The organism is Aeromonas sp. R7-1, from assembly GCF_040908115.1.
Taxonomy (GTDB): domain Bacteria; phylum Pseudomonadota; class Gammaproteobacteria; order Enterobacterales; family Aeromonadaceae; genus Aeromonas; species Aeromonas caviae.
Map to the genome: position 1 here is coordinate 33,294 of NZ_JBFODD010000059.1, position 19,469 is coordinate 52,762.

At 64.3% G+C, this 19,469-nt stretch carries 19 protein-coding genes; 14 read left to right on the forward strand and 5 right to left on the reverse strand.

What is annotated here, in order from left to right; all coding sequences use genetic code 11:
- Positions 1-84: 84 nt before the first annotated feature.
- The 3 genes from AB5Y51_RS17635 to aspS form a co-directional block, all read right to left on the reverse strand.
- The gene (locus tag AB5Y51_RS17635) at positions 85-1,710 is read right to left on the reverse strand and encodes a phosphoethanolamine transferase (RefSeq protein WP_042017349.1); all 1,626 of its coding nucleotides are present in this window, start codon (positions 1,708-1,710) and stop codon (positions 85-87) included.
- A 444-nt stretch (positions 1,711-2,154) separates the two neighbouring features.
- Positions 2,155-2,895: a YebC/PmpR family DNA-binding transcriptional regulator gene (locus AB5Y51_RS17640; protein ID WP_039039845.1), complete on the reverse strand. Its 741-nt coding sequence runs from the start codon at positions 2,893-2,895 to the stop codon at positions 2,155-2,157.
- A 100-nt stretch (positions 2,896-2,995) separates the two neighbouring features.
- Positions 2,996-4,762 (reverse strand): aspartate--tRNA ligase, encoded by a 1,767-nt coding sequence (aspS, locus tag AB5Y51_RS17645; protein WP_045525291.1) that lies wholly within the window; start codon positions 4,760-4,762, stop codon positions 2,996-2,998.
- A gap of 428 nt (positions 4,763-5,190) precedes the next feature.
- On the opposite strand from aspS, the gene AB5Y51_RS17650 reads away from it, so the two are divergent.
- The 8 genes from AB5Y51_RS17650 to AB5Y51_RS17685 all read left to right on the forward strand — a co-directional run bounded on the left by AB5Y51_RS17650 (position 5,191) and on the right by AB5Y51_RS17685 (position 13,211).
- Positions 5,191-6,039, forward strand: a complete 849-nt coding sequence (locus AB5Y51_RS17650) for a DUF72 domain-containing protein (protein WP_368178842.1) — start codon at positions 5,191-5,193, stop codon at positions 6,037-6,039.
- A 333-nt stretch (positions 6,040-6,372) separates the two neighbouring features.
- Positions 6,373-7,110 carry a carboxy-S-adenosyl-L-methionine synthase CmoA gene (gene cmoA / locus AB5Y51_RS17655; protein WP_039039846.1) on the forward strand — a complete coding sequence of 246 codons (738 nt, stop codon included), beginning with the start codon at positions 6,373-6,375 and terminating at the stop codon, positions 7,108-7,110.
- A gap of 3 nt (positions 7,111-7,113) precedes the next feature.
- Positions 7,114-8,091, forward strand: coding sequence for a tRNA 5-methoxyuridine(34)/uridine 5-oxyacetic acid(34) synthase CmoB (cmoB, locus tag AB5Y51_RS17660; RefSeq protein WP_368178844.1), 978 nt, complete (start codon positions 7,114-7,116; stop codon positions 8,089-8,091).
- 82 nt (positions 8,092-8,173) lie between these two features.
- Positions 8,174-8,932, forward strand: coding sequence for an ATP-dependent zinc protease (locus tag AB5Y51_RS17665; RefSeq protein ID WP_010674089.1), 759 nt, complete (start codon positions 8,174-8,176; stop codon positions 8,930-8,932).
- Between the two features lie 3 nt (positions 8,933-8,935).
- A complete protein-coding gene (locus AB5Y51_RS17670) occupies positions 8,936-10,474 on the forward strand; it encodes an inactive transglutaminase family protein (protein ID WP_010674088.1) in 1,539 nt (512 codons plus the stop codon).
- Positions 10,475-10,477: 3 nt separating this feature from the next.
- On the forward strand, positions 10,478-11,443 hold the full coding sequence (locus AB5Y51_RS17675) for an alpha-L-glutamate ligase-like protein (RefSeq protein ID WP_039039849.1): 966 nt from the start codon (positions 10,478-10,480) through the stop codon (positions 11,441-11,443).
- A gap of 297 nt (positions 11,444-11,740) precedes the next feature.
- Entirely contained in the window at positions 11,741-12,655 is a 915-nt protein-coding gene (locus AB5Y51_RS17680) for a hydrogen peroxide-inducible genes activator (RefSeq protein WP_010674086.1), read from the forward strand.
- Between the two features lie 106 nt (positions 12,656-12,761).
- Positions 12,762-13,211, forward strand: coding sequence for a C40 family peptidase (locus tag AB5Y51_RS17685; RefSeq protein ID WP_029314241.1), 450 nt, complete (start codon positions 12,762-12,764; stop codon positions 13,209-13,211).
- 54 nt (positions 13,212-13,265) lie between these two features.
- Here the strand turns inward: AB5Y51_RS17685 and AB5Y51_RS17690 are convergent, their stop codons facing one another.
- Entirely contained in the window at positions 13,266-13,559 is a 294-nt protein-coding gene (locus AB5Y51_RS17690; protein WP_010674084.1) for a hypothetical protein, read from the reverse strand.
- Between the two features lie 212 nt (positions 13,560-13,771).
- Between AB5Y51_RS17690 and AB5Y51_RS17695 the strand changes: the two genes are divergently transcribed.
- From AB5Y51_RS17695 to AB5Y51_RS17710, 4 genes are read left to right on the forward strand one after another with little or no spacing between them, the layout of a single operon-like run.
- Positions 13,772-15,202 (forward strand): coniferyl aldehyde dehydrogenase, encoded by a 1,431-nt coding sequence (locus AB5Y51_RS17695; protein WP_368178846.1) that lies wholly within the window; start codon positions 13,772-13,774, stop codon positions 15,200-15,202.
- An 8-nt stretch (positions 15,203-15,210) separates the two neighbouring features.
- On the forward strand, positions 15,211-15,801 hold the full coding sequence (locus tag AB5Y51_RS17700) for a TetR/AcrR family transcriptional regulator (RefSeq protein ID WP_010674082.1): 591 nt from the start codon (positions 15,211-15,213) through the stop codon (positions 15,799-15,801).
- Positions 15,791-16,318: a hypothetical protein gene (locus tag AB5Y51_RS17705; RefSeq protein WP_041212703.1), complete on the forward strand. Its 528-nt coding sequence runs from the start codon at positions 15,791-15,793 to the stop codon at positions 16,316-16,318. Before AB5Y51_RS17700 ends, AB5Y51_RS17705 begins: the two co-directional genes overlap by 11 nt.
- A gap of 16 nt (positions 16,319-16,334) precedes the next feature.
- Entirely contained in the window at positions 16,335-17,516 is a 1,182-nt protein-coding gene (locus AB5Y51_RS17710) for an iron-containing alcohol dehydrogenase (RefSeq protein ID WP_368178848.1), read from the forward strand.
- Positions 17,517-17,534: 18 nt separating this feature from the next.
- Here the strand turns inward: AB5Y51_RS17710 and cysM are convergent, their stop codons facing one another.
- A complete protein-coding gene (gene cysM, locus AB5Y51_RS17715) occupies positions 17,535-18,425 on the reverse strand; it encodes a cysteine synthase CysM (RefSeq protein WP_323941750.1) in 891 nt (296 codons plus the stop codon).
- A gap of 154 nt (positions 18,426-18,579) precedes the next feature.
- On the opposite strand from cysM, the gene AB5Y51_RS17720 reads away from it, so the two are divergent.
- Together AB5Y51_RS17720 and AB5Y51_RS17725 are read left to right on the forward strand one after the other, a co-directional pair.
- Positions 18,580-18,837, forward strand: a complete 258-nt coding sequence (locus tag AB5Y51_RS17720) for a GNAT family N-acetyltransferase (protein ID WP_041212700.1) — start codon at positions 18,580-18,582, stop codon at positions 18,835-18,837.
- Positions 18,827-19,411, forward strand: coding sequence for a nucleotidyltransferase family protein (locus AB5Y51_RS17725; protein WP_324045046.1), 585 nt, complete (start codon positions 18,827-18,829; stop codon positions 19,409-19,411). The genes AB5Y51_RS17720 and AB5Y51_RS17725 overlap by 11 nt, the downstream gene beginning before the upstream one ends.
- Positions 19,412-19,469: the final 58 nt, after the last annotated feature.

The window sequence follows — 19,469 nt, forward strand, 5'->3', positions numbered from 1 at the left end:
TCATAGACCTGGGTCTGCACATCCATGATGCCGAGCATGGTGCGGGGCAACAGGTTGTCGTGCCGCTCAACCGTTCTGGCCCATTCACCCCGCCCGGCACGGTTTGAAGAGATCCAGCTTGCCGTCATAGACCTGGGTCTGCACGTCCATGATACCGAGCATGGAGTGGAACAGGTTGTCGTGGGAGAAGCGCTTGCTGGCTGCCTCCTGTTGCAGGCAATCCAGATTGAGCTGACGGTCTGCCTGCAACTGGGGAGAGAACCAGGTCAGGAGCGGCACCCGGGTCTGATCGTCCGGTGCGAACTTGTAGGGGGTGCCGTGCAGATAGAGCCCCATGGCACCGAGGGATTCGCCGTGATCCGACAGATAGACCAGCCCCACGTTGTACTGGCTCTCCAGGCTCTTGAGCTTGTCGATGAGCTGGGCCAGCACCTTGTCGGTGTAGCGGATGGTGTTGTCATAGGTGTTCACCAGCTCTTCGTTGCTGCAGTTCTCGATGTCGCTGCGCGGGCAGTCCGGCAGGAAGACGCGATCGGCGGCCGGGTAGCGGCGATAGTAGGTCGGACCGTGGCTGCCCATCAGGTGGAAGGCCACCAGCTTGCTGCCCTGCTTGCCCTGCATGTCGGCGATCTGCTGATCCAGCCCCTGCAACAGCACCTCGTCATGACAGGCATTGCCGGAGCAGTATGCGGGGAATGCCTTGGGCTCAATCTCGATGGTGGGGACGTTTTTGCACACCCCCTTGCAGCCGCCGTCGTTCTCCTTCCAGAGCACCGAGATCCCGGCATGTTGCAGCACGTCCAGCAAGCCATCCTGGGACTGGGCCCTGGCCTCGTCATAGCCACGCCGGGTCATGTTCGAGAACATGCAGGGCACGGAGAGCGCCGTGGCGGTGCCGCAGGATCGCACGTTCCTGAACGAGACCACATTGGCCTCCTTCTCGGTGAAGCCGTTGGTCTCCTTCGTGTAGCCGTTGAGGGAGTAGTTCTGGCTGCGGGCCGTCTCCCCCACCACCAGGAACATCAGGGTCGGCTTCTCGTGCTGGCCGATCACCCTGGCATCGGTGCCGATCTGCTGGTAGGGAATGGGAGTGGCGAAGACCACATCCCGGGCGTACTTGTAGAGCCCGTGCACATAGTTGGCGGGCACTATCTCCTTGCCGAGGGACTTGTTGTTGCGCCCGACCGAGGCGTAATCCTGGTAATAAAGGGCGGCAGCCCCCATCAGAAACAGCAAGGAGAGGGCGATGGAGCCGAGGCGCAGACCCAGCCCCTTGTACCAGGGACGGGGATACTCAATCTTCACCCACAGCAGGACCAGCACCGGCAGCAGGCCGGTCAGCAGGAACCAGAGCACCACGGAGCCGTTGAGGTAGGAGCCCGCCTCCCCGCTGTTGGTCTCGATGATGTTCTGCATCATGCCCATGTCGAAGATCACCCCGTACTTGAGCATGGCGTAGCTGACGAGGGAGCCGGTCATGATGAGCAAGGCGAAGAAGGGCTTGAGCAGATAACGGAAGGTAAAGGGCAGGAACACCGCGTTGAGGGCCGCCACCAGTACCAGGGGAATGGAAAGGACAAACCCCGCCTTGACGTGTTCAAGGGCGCTGAGAATGCGATAAAAGTGCAGGAAAATGGGCCAGTTGAAGACCAGTGCAAACAGCAGCACCAGCAACAGATTGACCTTCATCACTCCCAGAGTGAGACGCATAGAGAGACTCCGACAAACCAGTGGAACTAACAACCTGCCAGCAGGCTTCGTGGTGACCATCCCGACACTCGGCCCTGAAAAACAGGAAAAGAGCCAGGGAGGTCCAGATACGGGGTCATCCTAGGACGGCAAACTTAAGCGAACATTAAGAGAGGAAATCGAACCACAAGGGGAGGTGCGCGGTCTGGCACATAAAAAAACGGCAGCCCGGGCTGCCGTTTTTGCGAAGGTGAACAAGGTGTTGCACCTGTGTGTTCGCGAACCTGAACAGGGTCGCGAGCGGCCGGCGATCTCGCCGGAGCCGGGGAAGAGGGCCGTTGTGGTCGCCCTCCCCTTGCCCTGGGGGATCACAGCGCTCCCGAGAGGCAATCACAGGGTCGCGGCAATCTCGTCGGAGCCGGGGAAGAGGACCGTTGTGGTCGCCCTCCCCTTTGCTCTGGGGGATCACAGGGTCGCGGCGATCTCGTCGGAGATGGAGCCGTTGTGGTACACCTCCTGCACGTCGTCCAGATCTTCCAGCATGTCGATGAGGCGCATCAGCTTGGGCGCGGTCTCGGCATCCAGTTCCGCCTCGGTGGAGGGGATCATGGTCACTTCGGCGCTCTCGGGCTTGAAGCCGGCAGCTTCCAGACCGTCCAGCACGGTGCCGAAGTCGTTCGGGGTGGTGTAGACCTCGATGGTGCCATCTTCTTCGGTCACCACGTCGTCGGCACCGGCTTCCAGGGCGGCGTCCATCAGGGCGTCTTCATCGGCGCCCACGAAGGTCAGCACCCCCTTCTTGGTGAACAGATAGGCCACGGAGCCGTCGGTCCCCAGGTTGCCGCCGCACTTGCTGAAGGCGTGACGCACTTCGGCCACGGTACGGTTGCGGTTGTCGGTCAGGCACTCCACCATGACGGCGGAACCGGCCGGGCCGTACCCTTCGTACACGATGGTCTCGAGCTGCTCGCCGTCACCGCCGCCGGCGCCACGCTGGATGGCGCGGTTGATGGTGTCGCGGGTCATGTTGCTGGTCAGGGCTGCCGCCACCGCCGCACGCAGGCGGGGGTTGTTGGCAGGATCGGCATCACCCAGACGCGCGGAGGTGGTGATTTCGCGGATCAGCTTGGTGAAGATCTTGCCGCGCTTGGCGTCTTGCGCCGCCTTGCGGTGTTTGATGTTGGCCCATTTACTGTGACCTGCCATAGGGACTCTCCGTTATAGTTGGAAATTTCAGTAACACTGGTTGCGCCCAGAGGGAAACGGGAAAGGCCGCATCGCTGCGGCCTTTGTTGCCGATAACGGCTTATTCGTCACCCTTGACGGTGGTCGCAATCGCCAGCTCGCCCAGTTGGGCCGGGTTGGCAAAGCTCGGGGCGTCTGTCATCAGACAGGCGGCCGCCGTGGTTTTCGGGAAGGCGATGACATCCCGGATGTTGTCGGTGCCGGTCAGCAGCATGCTGAGGCGGTCCAGACCGAAGGCTAGGCCGGCGTGGGGCGGGGTGCCGTATTTCAGGGCATCCAGCAGGAAGCCGAACTTCAGGCGCTGCTCGTCCGGGGTGATCCCCAGGATGTCGAACACGGTGGACTGCATCTCGCTGTTGTGGATACGCACAGAGCCGCCACCCACTTCGTAGCCGTTGATCACCATGTCGTAGGCGTTCGCGTAAGCGCCCACCGGGTTCGCTTTCAGCTCGGCCGGGCCCAGGTTGCTCGGGGCGGTGAAGGGGTGGTGCATGGCCGCCAGGCCGCCTTCGCCATCTTCCTCGAACATGGGGAAGTCGATGACCCAGAGCGGCTTCCAGACGTTCTCCACCAGGCCCAGATCGCGGCCCACCTTCAGGCGCAGGGCGCCCATGGCATCGCACACCACCTTCTTGGAATCGGCCCCGAAGAAGATGATGTCGCCGTCCATCGCGCCGGTACGGGCCAGGATCTCGCGCACGATGGCATCGGAGAGGAACTTGGCCACCGGGGACTGCACCCCTTCGAGGCCGCTCCCGGCTTCGTTGACCTTCATCCAGGCCAGGCCCTTGGCACCGTAGATGCCGACGAACTTGGTGTACTCGTCGATCTGCTTGCGAGACAGCTCAGCGCCGCCCGGTACCTTCAGAGCCGCCACACGGCCTTTCGGATCCTTGGCGGGGCCGGCGAACACGGCGAACTCCACCTCGGTCAAGAGATCTGCCACATCGACCAGCTCCATGGGCAGGCGCAGATCCGGCTTGTCGGAGCCGAAGCGGCGCATGGCCTCGTCGAAGGTCATGATGGGGAAGTCGCCCAGGTCCACGTTCAGGATGTGCAGCCAGAGCTTGCGGATCATCTCTTCCATGATTTCACGCACCTGGGGCGCGGTCATGAAGGAGGTCTCCACGTCGATCTGGGTGAATTCCGGCTGGCGGTCGGCACGCAGGTCTTCGTCGCGGAAGCACTTGACGATCTGGTAGTAGCGGTCGAAGCCGGACATCATCAGCAACTGCTTGAACAGCTGGGGGGACTGCGGCAGGGCGTAGAACTTGCCCTTGTGCACGCGGCTCGGCACCAGGTAGTCACGGGCCCCTTCCGGGGTCGCCTTGGTCAGCATCGGGGTCTCGATGTCGAGGAAGCCGTGCTCGTCCATGAAGCGGCGCACGAAGGCACTGGCCTTGGCACGGGTCTTCAGGTACTTGGCCATCTCGGGACGACGCAGGTCCAGGTAGCGGTACTTGAGGCTCACCTCTTCGCTGTTGACCTGGTTGAAGTCAAGGGGCAGCGGCTCGGCACGGTTGATGATGGTGAGCTCGTGGGCGAACACCTCAATGGCACCGGTGGCCATGTCGCTGTTGCGCTGGGAGTCGGGGCGGGTACGCACCACACCGGTCACCTGGATGCAGAACTCGCCGCGCAGCTCGGAGGCCAGGGCAAAGGCGTCCGGCTTGTCCGGATCGAAGAACACCTGCACGATGCCCTCGCGGTCGCGCATGTCGATAAAGATGAGGCCGCCGAGATCACGACGACGATGGACCCAACCGCACAATGTAATGGTCTGCCCGGCATGGGCCTCATTGACCTGTCCGCAATAGATAGAGCGCATGGACTTCTTCCTTCGAAATGGTAGAGAGACGGTTCATCCTGGGTCGCCGGGCACGACTGGCAAGCACCGTCTGTCTCACAGCTGGCCAGATCCTGCTTCTTGCCCGGTTTGAAATCTGTCTCGGGTCATCCGGCTCCCCGAGCCGGATTCTTGCCGCCGCCCCAGGCATGCCCCCGATCCCGACCGGGATGACGAGTGGGCGCCGGGGTATCGGCTGGCGTCGTTGTCTGGCCACTGCCGGGCCGCGATCATCGTCACCCGGGGGCTCGGTCGCGCGCATTACGACAATGTGGCAAACAAAAGGGTTGGCATTATAGAGGAAAACCTCCATTTGGGTAAAATGGCCCGCAGCCCCCTTTACCCTGTTTTTTGTTGTTCTGGCGCAAAAAGGAGGGCAAAAGTGCGCCAACCTGCCGACAGGAACCATCATGAGCCTCTATTTGGGCCTGCCCCAGTGGTCACACCCGGCCTGGCCCGGCCAGTTGCTGGGGATGAATGCCAGGCCCGCCGAGCACCTCGCCGACTATGCCCGGGTGTTCAACTCCGTGGAGGGCAACACCACCTTCTACGCCTCGCCGACCCCGGAGACGGTGCAGCGCTGGGCCGATGCGGTCCCCGACCACTTTCGCTTCAGCTTCAAGTTTCCCAAGGAGATCAGCCACCAGAGCGATCTGGTGAGCGCGGACAAGCAAGTGAGCGACTTCATCCGCCTGCTGGCCCCCCTGCATGACAAGCTGGGGCTGCTCAAGCTGCAACTGCCCGCCCGCTTCGGGCCAGAGGGGCTGGCCCGTCTGGATGCCTTCTTCGCGCGGCTGCCCCAGGATTTCACCTATGCCCTCGAGGTGCGCCACCCCGATTTCTTCGCCAAGGGGGAGGCGGAACGGGCCCTCAACCGGATGCTGATGGCGCGGGGCATCAATCGCATCATGCTCGACAGCCGTCCGCTCTTCTCGGTGCCCGCCACCACGGCCGCCATGATCGATGCCCAGGGCAAGAAACCCAGGTTGCCGGTCCATCTGCTGGCCACGGGGGGTGCCCCGGTGGTGCGCCTGATTGGTTTGCCTCAAATCGAGGACAATCACCCTTTTTTGCCACCATGGTTGCCACATTGGAAACAATGGCTCCAGGAGGGCAAGGATCTCTACCTCTTTGTCCACACCGCAGACAATGCCCTGGCCCCCGAACTCGCACGGCAGATCAGCCGCCTGCTCGGCCAGGAGATGGCCCCCTGGCCGGGAGAAAACGATCGCGCCCGCCAGGGGGTGCTGCCCTTTTGAGCGGCCCCCTCCCCGCCCCTTCTCCGTCCCCAAAAAAAGCCGCTTTTTTTGTGGTCCCACCGGGGTTGGCGTCAAGACAAACGCCCGCCTTTCCTCTACACTAGCGCCCCAAGTAAGGTCCCGGGCCTGGGTGCATGGCAATGCGTTGCCCACCCCAGCCCGGCACCCTGAGGGCCCGGACCATGGCCCGTTGCGAACAGGGGCAGCCCGAAGGATCCCGGAGCAAGCCACCCCGTTCGTCAACCGGTGACGACGCCATTTCGATGCCCGTCCACCCAAGATTCAATTGAATAAAACAGCCGCCTACCACACCGGCTGTCAGGTTGCGTCAGCATGCACGATCAGATTTTTGCCGCCCCCATCGCCCGTCTGGGAGACTTCTGCTTTGACGAGCAGGTCGTCGATGTCTTCCCCGACATGATCCAGCGCTCGGTGCCCGGTTACAGCAACATCATCTCCGCCATCGGCATGATGGCCGCCCGCTACGCCCAGCCCCAGAGCCGCCTCTACGATCTCGGCTGCTCCCTCGGCGCCGCGACCCAGGCCATGCGCCGCCACGTCACCCAGCCCGGCTGCCACATCACGGCGGTGGATCTCTCCCACCCCATGATCGAGCGGGCCCGCGCTCACCTCTCGGGCTTCAAGTCCGAGGTGCCGGTGGAACTCATCGAGGCGGACATCTGCGACATCCCCATCGAGAACGCCTCCGTGGTGGTGCTCAACTTCACCCTGCAGTTCGTCGCCCCCGAGAAGCGGGCCGCCCTCATCGCGCGCATCTTTGACGGTCTGCGCCCCGGCGGCATCCTCATCCTGAGCGAAAAGTTCCGCTTCGATGACGAGCAGGTCAACGAGCTGCTCATCGACTTGCACCTCGACTTCAAGCGGGCCAACGGCTACAGCGAGCTGGAAATCAGCCAGAAGCGCACCGCCCTTGAGAACGTGATGCGCACCGACACCCTGGCGGTCCATCAGGCGCGCCTGCGGGACGCCGGCTTCACCCACCTGGACCTCTGGTTCCAGTGCTTCAACTTCGGCTCCATGATTGCCATCAAAGCCAGCGACACCAACTAAGCCATGATCGATTTCGCCCATTTTTATCAACTGATCGCCAAGAACCGGTTGAGCCACTGGCTGCACACCCTGCCCGCCCAGCTGCACGCCTGGCAGCACGACAACCTGCACGGGGATCTGCCGCGCTGGAACCGCGCCCTCGCCAAGCTGCCCGTCGTGGCCCCCGGCCGGATCGAGCTCAAAGAGCGGGTCGCCATCGGCGGCCCCGATAGCCTGGGAGAGGGTGAGCGCAAGAAGACCGAGAGCCTGTTGCGCCAGCTCATGCCCTGGCGCAAGGGCCCCTTCCATGTGCACGGCATCCACATCGACACCGAGTGGCGCTCCGACTGGAAGTGGGATCGGGTGCTGCCCCACATCAGCCCGCTCCAGGGCCGCTACGTGCTGGACGTGGGCTGCGGCAGCGGCTACCACCTCTGGCGCATGGTGGGGGAAGGGGCGAAACTGGCGGTCGGCATCGACCCGAGCCCGCTGTTCCTCTGCCAGTTCGAAGCCATTCGCCACTTCGCAGGCAACGACCAGCGCGCCCACCTGCTGCCCCTCGGTATCCAGGAGCTGCCGGCGCTGCGCGCCTTTGACACCGTCTTCTCCATGGGGGTGCTCTATCATCGCAAGTCCCCCATCGAGCACATCGAGCAGTTGCGCAACCAGCTCAAAGACGATGGGGAGCTGGTGCTCGAGACCCTGGTGGTGGACGGCAACGAAAACCAGGTGCTGATGCCTTCCGATCGCTACGGCAAGATGCGCAACGTCTGGTTCCTCCCCTCGAGCGCGGCCCTCACACGCTGGGTCGAGCGCTGCGGGTTCACCGAGGTGCGCATCGTCGACGAGAATATGACCAGCACCGACGAACAGCGTCGTACCGACTGGATGATTAACGAGTCCCTGAGTGACTATCTGGATCCACACAATCCTGCACTCACGGTCGAAGGATACCCGGCACCCAAACGTGCCGTACTGATCGCCAGAAAGGCCAAAGACTAGCCGATGGCGGCTGTGGAAGTTACACTGACCCAATTCCAGGAAGCACAGTTAAATGAATGACATGAAAAGCAAATTAAAAGGAATGACCCTGCTCTCCCTGCTCAGTCTCGGCGGGTGTGTCAGTATGGAAAAAGCCCCCCCGGCCCCGACCCTGACGCTGGCCGAGCTGCGCAACGAGATCTCGTTGAGCGAGCAACGTCTGCAAACATCCATGGAACAGCAACAGAAGCAGTATGTGCAGCAACAGCACCTGCTGGTTCAGCTCAACACCGATGTCACCAACATGAAAGAGTCCGTGAAGAAAGTCGACAGCAAGCTGGCTACCCTGCCTCCCGAGCCGCCCAAGGCCATGCCCATTCCCACCGAGAAGTGCCCGGCGCCGAGCCAGGGCCACACCGTCGATGGCAAGCTGCTGGTGGGTGAAGCGGAGTGGATCTGGGTTGACGCCGCCAACGACGCCTTCCAGGCCCGGGTCGACACCGGCGCCACCACCTCCTCCATCAGCGCCCAGGAGATCACCATCTTCGAGCGCAACGGCAAGAACTGGGTGCGCTTCTTCCTGAGCCACCAGGAGATGGACGACAAGATCCAGATTGAAGCGCCCCTGGTGCGTCACGTGCGGGTCCGTCAGGCTTCCGCCGACGATCTCGACCGTCGCCCCGTGGTCCGCCTCGCCGTGCGCATCGGCGACATGACCGAGAAGGCCGAATTTACCCTGAAGGACCGCAGCGACATGACCTTCCCCGTGCTGCTGGGCCGTGAATTCCTCAAAGACATCGCCGTGGTCGACGTGGCCCGCGAATATATCCAACCCAAACCCAAGCTCAAGGATGTGAAATAATCCATGGTTTCCCGTAAGCCGTTCTATCTGCTGGTCGCCCTGCTCTACATCGTCGGCCTGGGGATGACCTTCTATCATCACATCGCGCTGGACGTCCCGCTCACGCCGGGTGAAAAGCGCCAGATCTGGTCCATCGAAGCCAAGCTCGAATTCGAGGCCACCGGCGAGCCGGTCATCGCCTCCCTGGCCATTCCGGGCACCCAGCCCGGCTTCACCCTGATGAACGAGAACGCCGCGAGCCCGGGCTATGGCCTGTCGTTCGTGGAAAAAGACGGGGATGCCCGCGCCGAGTGGTCCATCCGCACCGCCTCCGGCCGTCAGGAGCTCTACTACCGGGTCGACATGATGGCCGATGCCCATGCCAAGCCCGCCGCCAACCCGCAGCCGCCCGCCATCGAGAAGCAGATCGAGAGCGAGCCCTACGCCACGGCCATGAAGCAGATCCTGGAGCGCGCCCAGGAGCGCTCCGCCGACGGCTACACCCTGACCCGCGAGATCATCAAGGAGATCGAGAAGCAGGAACAGAACGCCGAGCTGCTCAAGTCCCACAAGAGCCGCGCCAATCTGATTGCCGAGCTGCTCAACAACGCGGACGTCCCGGCCCGGGTGGTTCACGCCCTCAGTCTGGAAGATGGCCGCCGCCGTCAGGAGCTGGTGGATTACCTGCAGGTCTTCAACAGCCCGACCGACTACAAGCTGTTCAACCCGCAAAGCGGTGAACAGGGTCAACCGGCCAACCTGCTGCTGTGGGAGTACAACTCCGGCGCCCTCCTGGACGTCACCGGCGGTCACAACTCCCGCGTCACCTTCTCGATGATCGAGCAGGAGCAACCGGTCAACGTGGCCCTGGCCCAGAAGTTCGAAAAATCCGAGATGATGAACTTCTCCATCCACAGCCTGCCCCTGGAAGAGCAAGCCCTGTTCAAGGGTCTGCTGCTCATCCCCATCGGCGTGCTCATGGTGGTGTTCCTGCGGGTCATCGTGGGGATCAAGACCTCCGGCACCTTCATGCCGGTGCTGATCGCGGTCGCCTTCATCCAGACCTCGCTGGTCACCGGCCTCATCGGCTTCCTGCTGATCGTCGGCACCGGCCTGGTGATCCGCTCCTACCTCTCGAGGCTCAACCTGCTGCTGGTCGCCCGAATATCGGCGATCATCATCATGGTGATCTCGATGATCGGCATCTTCTCGGCGTTCGCCTTCAAGCTGGGGCTGACCGACGGCATGAAGATCACCTTCTTCCCGATGATCATCCTCTCCTGGACCATCGAGCGCATGTCCATCCTGTGGGAAGAAGAGGGTCCCAAAGAGGTGTTCCGCCAGGGCGGCGGCTCCCTGCTGGTGGCGGTCATCGCCTACCTGGCCATGGACAACGAGCTCATTCGTCACCTCACCTTCAACTTCCTCGGCCTGCAGCTGGTGCTGATGGCGACCGTGCTGTTGATGGGTAACTACACCGGCTACAAGCTGAGCGAGCTCAAGCGCTTCAAGCCGCTGGTGGACGAGATGAAGTCTGGTGCCACCCCGGGTAAGGACAAGTAACAGATGTGGTTCTGGCAGAAATACACCAGTCCGTGGAGCCTGTCCCAGGCAGGCATCCTCGGCATGAACAAGCGCAACCACTCCTACATCAGCCGCTACAACCCGCGCCGCCTCTATCCGCTGGTGGATGACAAGCTCAAGACCAAGCGCATCGCGCTGGATGCGGGGGTGACGGTGCCTGAACTCATCGGCACCATCCGCGAGCAGCACGACGTGACTCGCATCACCGAGCTGGTGAAGGACTGGCCGGGCTTCTGCATCAAGCCGGCCCGCGGCTCCGGCGGCAAGGGGATCCTGGTGATCCTGCGCCAGGAGGACGGCCTCTTCTACAAGCCCAACGGCAGCGCCGCCAACGGCCAGGATCTGGAGCGCCATGTCTCCAACATCCTGGCGGGGCTCTATTCCCTCGGCGGCAAGCCCGACGTGGCGCTGGTGGAAGGGCTCATCAACTTCGACGACGTGTTCGACGGCTACTCCTTCGAAGGGGTCCCCGATGCCCGGGTGATCATCTTCAAGGGGTTCCCGGTGATGGCCATGATGCGCCTCTCCACCTCGGCTTCCGATGGCAAGGCGAACCTGCACCAGGGCGCCGTGGGGGTGGGCCTGTGCCTGCGCACCGGCCGCGCCCTGCGGGCGGTGCAGTTTGGCAACCCGCTGCGCCACCACCCGGACACCGGCCTGGATCTCTATGATCTGAAGGTGCCCCACTGGGACACCCTGCTCAACCTGGCGGCCTCCTGCTACGAGATGTCCGGTCTCGGCTACATCGGGACCGACATGGTGCTGGACAAGTTCCGCGGCCCCATGCTGCTGGAGCTCAACGCCCGTCCGGGCCTTGCCATCCAGATCGCCAACGGTCGCGGCCTGGTGCCCAACCTCAAGACCATCGAGAAGCTGGGTCAGGTCAAGATGAACGTGGAGCAGCGGGTCAACTTCGCCAAGGATCACTTCGGTATCTTCGACGAATAGTCCGCCCCCCTTCTGCAAAAACGCGCCCACCGGCGCGTTTTTTTATGGCCGCTCCTGCGCGCAGGGCGCCCCGCCCGAAGGCCGATCCCCGTCACATCCCATGGCGGCGCCCCTTCAATGGCGCGGCACAAGGGGATAAGCTCCTGACGCATCAGGGGTCGCCAGCTCATCGGCGCAGGCCACCCCATGTGCGTGAGGCAGTGCGCCTGCCAGGGGGCACCGATTTGTCGGCGACAACGGGGCTTCTCGATGGTAGATTAATCAAATCAAATAGATAGCATCGATCGGGTTTCTCCTATGCAACGTTGGCCCAGCCTGAAGCAGCTCCAGTATCTGGTCGCTCTGGACGAGCACAAGAATTTCAACCGCGCCGCCAAGGCCTGCCATGTCAGCCAGTCGACCCTGAGTACCGGGATCCAGACCCTGGAGGACATGATGAACCTGCAACTGGTGGAGCGGGATCACAAGAGCTTCATCATGACGCCGGTCGGCATGGAAATCGTGGCGCGGGCGCGCAACCTGCTCTCCGATGCCCGGGACCTGATGGAGCTGGGGCAGCAGCAGGGGGGCGTCATGCACGGCACGGTACGCCTGGGCTGCATCCCCACCATCGCCCCCTTCCTGCTGAGCAAGCTGCTGCAGGTGTGCGGCAAGGCCTATCCGGATCTGGAGCTGCTGCTGCGGGAAGACACCACCACCAATCTGCTCAAGCAGCTGGAGCAGGGGCAGCTCGATCTGCTGATCCTGGCGCTGCCGGTGGAGATCGGCGGCTTCCACAGCAAGACCGTCGGCCAGGATCCCTTCCACATGGTGATGCCCTCCCACATGGCTGCGGGCCTGCACATGCCGTTCGACTACAAGGAGCTGCCCAACCAGAGCATCTTCCTGCTGGAGCGGGAGCACTGCCTGACGGAGCACGCGGTGAGCGCCTGCCGGCTGCGGGACAAGAGCAAGATCAACCCCTTCGCCGCCACCAGCCTGCACACCCTGGTGCAGATGGTGGGGGCCGGTCTTGGCACCACCTTCCTGCCCCAGATGGCCATAGATGCGGGCATCCTCGACAACACGGACCTGGTGGCTATCCCCCTGCCCGGGGAGAAACCCTATCGGGAGATAGGCCTGGTGTGGCGTCCCAGCACCACCCGGGTGCAGACCTTCTACAAGATTGCCGAGCTGCTGACGCCGCTCATTACCCCCAAACCGGCGGGGTGATCCAGTGGCTGCCCCCACAGGCGGCCATTCCTCAATGCCGTTGTCATTCAGGTTCCAGGCAGGATCATCGTCTATGATGAACCCCGTGCCCTATCAAGGAGTTGAGATGTTTCGCACCTTGCTGCTGCCCCTGCTGGCCCTGCTTCTCGCCGCCTGCTCCAGCACGCCGGAGCCTCCCCCTCCCGTGCGCCAGAGCGGCGCATTCGACAACTTCTATCAGCAGTGGCGCGGCGTGCCCTATCGCATGGGCGGTACCAGCCGCGCCGGTCTCGACTGCTCCGCCTTCACCCAGCTCGCCTACAGCCAGGTGCTGGGCTTCACCCTGCCCCGCACCACGGAATCCCAGGCGAGCCTCGGCCGCCCAGTGGACAGATACCGTCTCCAGCACGGGGACCTGGTCTTCTTCAAGACCGGCTGGCAGCAGTACCACGTCGGGGTCTACACCGGGGCAGGTGAGTTCATCCACGCCTCCACCAGCAAGGGCGTGATCCGCTCGCGCCTCGACAACGTCTACTGGAACAGCCGCTACTGGCAGGCCCGCAGGCTGGTCCAGTAGGTGCGACCCCCAACATGAAAAGGCCCCGAGGGGCCTTTTCATGTTGTTGCCGGGTCAGTGCTTGCGGTGCCAGCGGGGCGAGGTGGCGCGCTCTCCCCAGGGGGTCATGCAGGGCAGCAGGGCCCCCTCGATGACGCCCTCATGGCTCGCCAGCGCCAGGGCAATCTTCTCGTGGAGCAGGCGCAGCAGGTTCTTCTCCTGGCCCGCCAGGGAGTGGCCTGCGGCGAAATACTCCTGCTGATGTTGCAGCGCCAGCTTCTGGGCAAACTCATAGGTATTGAAACTGTCCGGCATGCGCGCGATCACGTCATCCAGCCGGGCCAGCAGGCTATGCAATTCCCTGGTCATGTGCGGTTCTCCCTCCGAGTTGGTGACCCACAATTACCCCTTATTAGATAGAAGACCAATCTGGATGCCTCAAAAATGGGAGCCCGGACACAGTTCCGGACAACGCTCCCCACTGGTAGCCACCCTCTGCCCTCGCCCGGTTTACAAGTCGGCAACGAATCGCTAGATTTAGACCGACTAATCAGTCGGTCACTTTTCGTGCGGAGCATGCCATGGACACCACCGTCACCCCCGCCTCAACGGACAAGTTCTCCCTCCCCGAGCAACTGCATCGGCTCAGGCAGGCCAGCCAGGCCACTCCCATGCCGGATCTGGCGTCCCGCCGCGCCAGACTTGACGCCCTCAAGCAGGGGCTGCTGCGCCACAAACAGGCAATGTGTCAGGCCCTGGCCCGGGACTACGGCCAGCGCAGCGACTACGACAGCCTGATCGCCGATGTGCTCCCCTGCGTCATGCAGATCAACTACACCCTGAAACGGCTCAAGGGGTGGATGAAACCGGAGCGCCGTCATTCCGGCCTGCTGCTGGCCCCCGCCAGGGTCGAGGTGCACTATCAGCCCCTCGGCGTGGTCGGCATCATGGTGCCCTGGAATTTCCCGGTGATGCTGAGCCTCGGGCCCCTCATCGGCGCCCTCGCCGCCGGCAACCGCGCCATGATCAAGCTCTCCGAGTTCACCCCTCACACCAACGCCGTGCTGCGCTCCCTGCTCGATGAGGCCCTCGGCGGTGACGAGGTGGTGGTCATCGAGGGGGATGCGGAGATCGCGGCCGCCTTCAGCGCCCTCCCCTTCGACCATCTCATCTTCACCGGCTCCACGGCGGTGGGTCGGCTGGTGATGGCCGCGGCCGCCCCCCAGCTCACCCCCCTCACCCTGGAGCTCGGCGGCAAGAGCCCCTGTCTCATCGCCCCCGACATGCCCCTGGCCCTGGCGGTGGAGCGGATGATCTTCGGCAAGAGCCTCAACGCCGGCCAGATCTGCGTGGCCCCCGACTACGTGCTGCTGCCGAGGGGGCAGGAGCAGGCCTTCATCGAGGCCTATCAGGCCCATTTTCGCCGCCTCTACCCCAAAGGGCTCGAGAGCCCGGATTATGGCGCCATCATCAACGCCCCCCAGTACGAGCGGCTCACCGCCTGGCTGGAGGAGGCGAGGCAGGCCGGCGCCCAGATCCACCCCTGCGTCACGCCCACCCGGGATGACGCCACCCGCAAACTGGTGCCCCACCTGCTGACCGAGGTGCCCGGCCACTGCCAGGTGATGCAGCAGGAGATCTTCGGCCCCCTGCTGCCCCTGGTGCCCTATGACGACATCGAGGAGGCCCTGGCCTATGTGGCGGCCCGGCCCCGCCCCCTGGCGCTCTATCTCATGAGCCTGGACGAGACGCTGCAGCGCCGCCTCATTCGGGAGACCCACGCCGGGGGCATGGCCATCAACGAGAGCCTGTTCCAGGTGGCGGCGGACGATGCCCCCTTCGGCGGCATCGGTCCCTCCGGCATGGGCCACTATCACGGCCGCGAGGGGTTTCTCACCTTCTCCAAGGCCAAGACCGTGCTGCGCCGCGGGCGCTTCAGCACAGGCTCCCTCATTCACCCCCCCTATCGGCGCTGGTACCAGCGGCTGATGATGGCCCTGTTCCTGCGTTAGGAGGCGAGATGCGAGAAACCATGACCGACAAACGCCGCCAGATCCTGGATGCCGCCCTGGCCCTGTGCGCGGAGGATGGCCTGCAGGGCGCCGCCACCGCCCGCATCGCCAAGGCGGCCGGGGTGGCCAATGGCACCCTGTTTCATCACTTTCCCAGCAAGGAGGTGCTGATCCAGAGCCTCTACCAGGACATCAAGCTGCGCCTTGGCGCCGCCATCACCGAGGCCGATGCCGCCCTGCCGCTCCAGGAGCAGGCCCGCCACTACTGGCACCAGGCCATGGGCTGGATGCAGGCCCACCCCCGTGAGCTCAGGTTCGTGCTGGGCTTTTTCCACTCCCCCCTGCTGGCCCGCCCCCTGCGCAGCCAGATCCTGGCAGAGACCCTGCATTTTCTGCCGAGCCTGCTCGCCCGGGGCCAGGCCAGCGGCGAGCTGATGTCGGCCCCGCCGGCCCTGATGCTGGAGGTGTGCCAGGGCCAGTTTCTGGCCTGCGCCTCCCTCTTTGTCGATCAGCCTGAACTGGGAGAAGACCCCCACTGGCAGGAGAGCGCCTTCACCCTCTTCTGGTCCGCCATCAGCGGAGGTTCCCATGCGCCCTGACGCCCTGCTTGCCACCGGCAGGCGCCTCTGGATTGGCAGCCTGCTCTGGATCATCGGCCGCACCCTGTGCCGCGCCGCCCGGGTCGACGAGGCGGTGCGCCGCGAGCTTGCCCCCCTGCCGGATGGCCTCACCATCAGGCTGGAGGTAAACGGCATGACCCGGGGGCTGAGTCTCTACAAGTTCGCGGGGCGCTGGCACTGCGGTGAGGAGGCTGGCAGGGCGCATTCGACCTGTGCCCATGACGGCCCCCACCCCCTGCGGGTGCGCTTCAAGCACCCCGCCGTCGCCTTTCGCGCCCTCAGTTTTCGCCTCGGCATCAACCAGGCCTTTTGCGAAAACCGGCTGCTGGTGGAGGGGGATCTCGACGCGGCCATGCACCTGGTGCGAGCGCTTGAGCAGTTGCAGAGCCTGATCCTGCCCGCCTTCATCGCGCGGCCCCTGCTTCGCCACTACCCGGACCCGCATCGCAAGCTCGCGCGGGCCTGCCACATCTATCTGGGTCTTCTGACCGGTTGAACACGAGGAGAACGGGATGAGCCGTTATTACGATTTTTTCTGCCCGGTCAAGCTGATGGCGGGGGAGCAGGCACTGGAACAGTTGCCGGATGCCTTGAGGGGATTGGGAGCTGGCCGCCCGCTGCTGCTCACCGACAAGGGGGTCAGCGGCAGCGGGCTCGTCACCCTGCTGGCCGATGTGATGGCCGAAGGGGCCTTGCCGGTCGCCGCCATCTGGGACGAGATCCCGGCGGACTCCTCCACCACCGTGGTGGAGCGGATCGCACGCCACTACCGGGAGCTGGGCTGTGACAGCCTGCTGGCCCTTGGCGGCGGCTCCGTCATCGACACCGCCAAGGCGGTGAACATACTGGCGACCCTGGGGGGCGAGCGGCTGCTCGATTATGCAGGAGCGGATTGTCTGACCCGTCCCCTCAACCCCCTGGCGGTGGTCCCCACCACGGCGGGGACCGGCTCCGAAGTGACCCTGGTGGCGGTGATCAAGGACGAAGGGAGCGGGCGCAAGGTGCCCTTCACCTCCCCCTTCCTGCTGCCCCGGCTCGCGGTGCTGGATCCCCGCTTCACCCTGGGGCTGCCGCTGCCCATCACCGCCGCCACCGCCATGGATGCCATGACCCACGCCATCGAGGCCTTCATCGGCAACGGCAAGAACCCGGTCAGTGACGCCCTGGCCCTGATGGCGGTGGAGAAGATTGCCACCGCCCTGCCCAGGGTGCTGGCCCACCCGACGGACAAGGGCCTGCGGCTGCAACTGGCGGAGGGCTCCACCCTGGCGGGCATGGCGTTTTCCAACTCCATGGTGGGGCTGGTGCACGCCCTCGGCCACAGTCTGGGGGCGCGCTGCCACCTGCCCCATGGCCTCTGTATGAACCTCTTCCTGCCCACCGTGCTCGACTACAACCGGCCCGGCATCGACCCCGAGCTGGCCCGCCTGCTGCTGCCCCTGGTGGGGCCGGAGCGCTTTGCCGCGACCCCGGCCGAGGGGAGACCCCAGGCCACCATCGAGGCGTTGCAGGCACTGCGCGATACCCTGTGGCAGACGGTCAAGCTGCCCCGCACCCTGCGGGAGGCGGGCCTCACCGACAAGGCGCTGCTGCCCGGGATCCGGGATCTCGCCATCAACGACGGCGCCCTGCTCTACAACCGCAAGGATGCAGACAGGGACCAGCTGCTGGCCCTGCTGGAGCGGGCCTGGTAGTAGCTGGTCCCTTGCCCGTCAGACATCGGGGGTGAAGACCCCGGTGGAGAGATAGCGATCCCCCCGATCGCAGATGATCGCCACCACCACCCCCTGCCCGATCTCTGCCGCCACCCGCAAGGCCCCGGCCACGGCGCCACCCGAGCTGACGCCGCAGCAGATGCCCTCTTCCCGCGCCAGGCGGCGCATCATGACGAGGGACTCTTCCAGTGTCACATCCAGCACCCCATCGACCCGCGCAGGCTCGAAGATGGCGGGCCGGTAGGCCTCGGGCCAGCGGCGAATGCCGGGGATCTGGCTCCCCTCGGCCGGTTGCAGGCCGATCACCGCCACCGCCGGGTTCTGCTCCTTGAGGTAGCGGGAGACCCCCATGATGGTGCCCGTGGTGCCCATGGCCGAGACGAAGTGAGTGACCGCCCCGCCGCTCTGGCGCCAGATCTCGGGGCCGGTGGAGCGGTAGTGGGCATCCGGGTTGGCGGGGTTGTTGAACTGATCGAGCACCAGCCCCTCCCCCCGCGCCTGCATGACCAGGGCGAGGTCTCGCGCCGCTTCCATGCCCTCTTCCACCAGCACCAGCTCGGCGCCGTAGGCCTGCATGGCATCGCGCCGCTCCTGGCTCATGTTGCTCGGCATGATGAGCCGCATCCGGTAACCCCGGGACGCCGCCACCATGGCCAGCGCGATGCCGGTATTGCCGGAGGTGGCCTCGATGAGCCGGGCTCCTGGCACTAAGTGACCACTCGCCTCTGCCTGCCTGATGAGGTTCAGCGCCGCCCTGTCCTTGACGGAGCCGGCGGGGTTGTTGCCCTCCAGCTTCACCAGCAGGGTGACGCCGGGGTGCGGATTGATGCGGCGCAGCGCCAGCAGCGGGGTGTTGCCTATCAGATCGTCCAGGGTGGCGAAGGCCATGACGGATCCATCCTCTCTCAATGTTCTATACCTTGCCTTGCGACCATTCGCAGGCCGGCCAGTGTAAGCGAGCCCGCCATGGGCGCAAAGAATGGCGTTGGCAAACCCTGTCCGCCATGTTCTGATCTTCCCATTCACCCAGAGAGGACTCCCGATGAGCGACATCCTTCACCAGGCCGATCAGCAGCAGTTTGTCTGCACCGTGGACGGCAAGCTCTCCCGCCTTGCCTATCGCCGGCTGGACGCCACCACGGTGGACGCCTACAGCACCCAGGTTCCCCCCGAGCTGCGCGGACAGGGAATTGCCGACAAGCTGGCCCGCCGCTTCTACGACTGGACCCTCTCTGAGGGGCTCACCATAGTGCCGAGCTGCAGCTACATCGACGTCTGGTTGCGCCGCAATGCCGGTTGAAGCCGGGGCGCTGCGGGAGGCGCACCTGCGGGCCTGCACCGAGGCCCTGCTGCGGGCTGATCACCCGCGCATGGATTGCCTCCGGGCTGCGCGGGAGCTGGCCCTGCCCGACTGGGCCCTGGGGGCGGGCTTCGTGCGCAACCTCATCTGGGATCACCTCCATGACAAGGCCGAGCCCACCCCACTCAACGACATCGATCTTATCTATCTGGACAGCGCTGATCCGACTGGATTGAAGGAGGCCGATCACGAAGCCTGGCTCGCCGCCAGGATGCCGGGCCAGTTGTGGGAGGTGCGCAACCAGGCCCGCATGCATCTGCGCCAGCAGGTGCCTCCTTTTGCCAGCTCGCTCTCGGCCCTCAGCCACTGGGTGGAGATACCCACCTGCATCGGGGTCCGCCTGTTGGCAGATGATGCGTTCGAGTGGCTGGCCCCCTACGGCTTTGCCCCCAACTGGTCCCTGGTGGTGAGCCCCAATCCGCGCTGTCGCCAGGAGAGCCGTATCTTTAGCGAACGGGTCAGGGCCAAGGAGTGGCAACGCATCTGGCCTGACCTTGTGGTGAACTGGCCATGAGCGGATTGCAAAGGGTCGACAACCTTGGGCACACTAAGAAAAAGATGTTTGTAACTCA

Excerpts from the sequence above, each read along its gene's own strand:
- AB5Y51_RS17635 (WP_042017349.1), bottom strand. The coding sequence starts at position 1,710 with ATGCGTCTCACTCTGGGAGTGATGAAGGTCAATCTGTTGCTGGTGCTG.
- AB5Y51_RS17640 (WP_039039845.1), bottom strand. The coding sequence starts at position 2,895 with ATGGCAGGTCACAGTAAATGGGCCAACATCAAACACCGCAAGGCGGCG.
- aspS (WP_045525291.1), bottom strand. The coding sequence starts at position 4,762 with ATGCGCTCTATCTATTGCGGACAGGTCAATGAGGCCCATGCCGGGCAG.
- AB5Y51_RS17650 (WP_368178842.1), top strand. The coding sequence starts at position 5,191 with ATGAGCCTCTATTTGGGCCTGCCCCAGTGGTCACACCCGGCCTGGCCC.
- cmoA (WP_039039846.1), top strand. The coding sequence starts at position 6,373 with ATGCACGATCAGATTTTTGCCGCCCCCATCGCCCGTCTGGGAGACTTC.
- cmoB (WP_368178844.1), top strand. The coding sequence starts at position 7,114 with ATGATCGATTTCGCCCATTTTTATCAACTGATCGCCAAGAACCGGTTG.
- AB5Y51_RS17665 (WP_010674089.1), top strand. The coding sequence starts at position 8,174 with ATGACCCTGCTCTCCCTGCTCAGTCTCGGCGGGTGTGTCAGTATGGAA.
- AB5Y51_RS17670 (WP_010674088.1), top strand. The coding sequence starts at position 8,936 with ATGGTTTCCCGTAAGCCGTTCTATCTGCTGGTCGCCCTGCTCTACATC.
- AB5Y51_RS17675 (WP_039039849.1), top strand. The coding sequence starts at position 10,478 with ATGTGGTTCTGGCAGAAATACACCAGTCCGTGGAGCCTGTCCCAGGCA.
- AB5Y51_RS17680 (WP_010674086.1), top strand. The coding sequence starts at position 11,741 with ATGCAACGTTGGCCCAGCCTGAAGCAGCTCCAGTATCTGGTCGCTCTG.
- AB5Y51_RS17685 (WP_029314241.1), top strand. The coding sequence starts at position 12,762 with ATGTTTCGCACCTTGCTGCTGCCCCTGCTGGCCCTGCTTCTCGCCGCC.
- AB5Y51_RS17690 (WP_010674084.1), bottom strand. The coding sequence starts at position 13,559 with ATGACCAGGGAATTGCATAGCCTGCTGGCCCGGCTGGATGACGTGATC.
- AB5Y51_RS17695 (WP_368178846.1), top strand. The coding sequence starts at position 13,772 with ATGGACACCACCGTCACCCCCGCCTCAACGGACAAGTTCTCCCTCCCC.
- AB5Y51_RS17700 (WP_010674082.1), top strand. The coding sequence starts at position 15,211 with ATGCGAGAAACCATGACCGACAAACGCCGCCAGATCCTGGATGCCGCC.
- AB5Y51_RS17705 (WP_041212703.1), top strand. The coding sequence starts at position 15,791 with ATGCGCCCTGACGCCCTGCTTGCCACCGGCAGGCGCCTCTGGATTGGC.
- AB5Y51_RS17710 (WP_368178848.1), top strand. The coding sequence starts at position 16,335 with ATGAGCCGTTATTACGATTTTTTCTGCCCGGTCAAGCTGATGGCGGGG.
- cysM (WP_323941750.1), bottom strand. The coding sequence starts at position 18,425 with ATGGCCTTCGCCACCCTGGACGATCTGATAGGCAACACCCCGCTGCTG.
- AB5Y51_RS17720 (WP_041212700.1), top strand. The coding sequence starts at position 18,580 with ATGAGCGACATCCTTCACCAGGCCGATCAGCAGCAGTTTGTCTGCACC.
- AB5Y51_RS17725 (WP_324045046.1), top strand. The coding sequence starts at position 18,827 with ATGCCGGTTGAAGCCGGGGCGCTGCGGGAGGCGCACCTGCGGGCCTGC.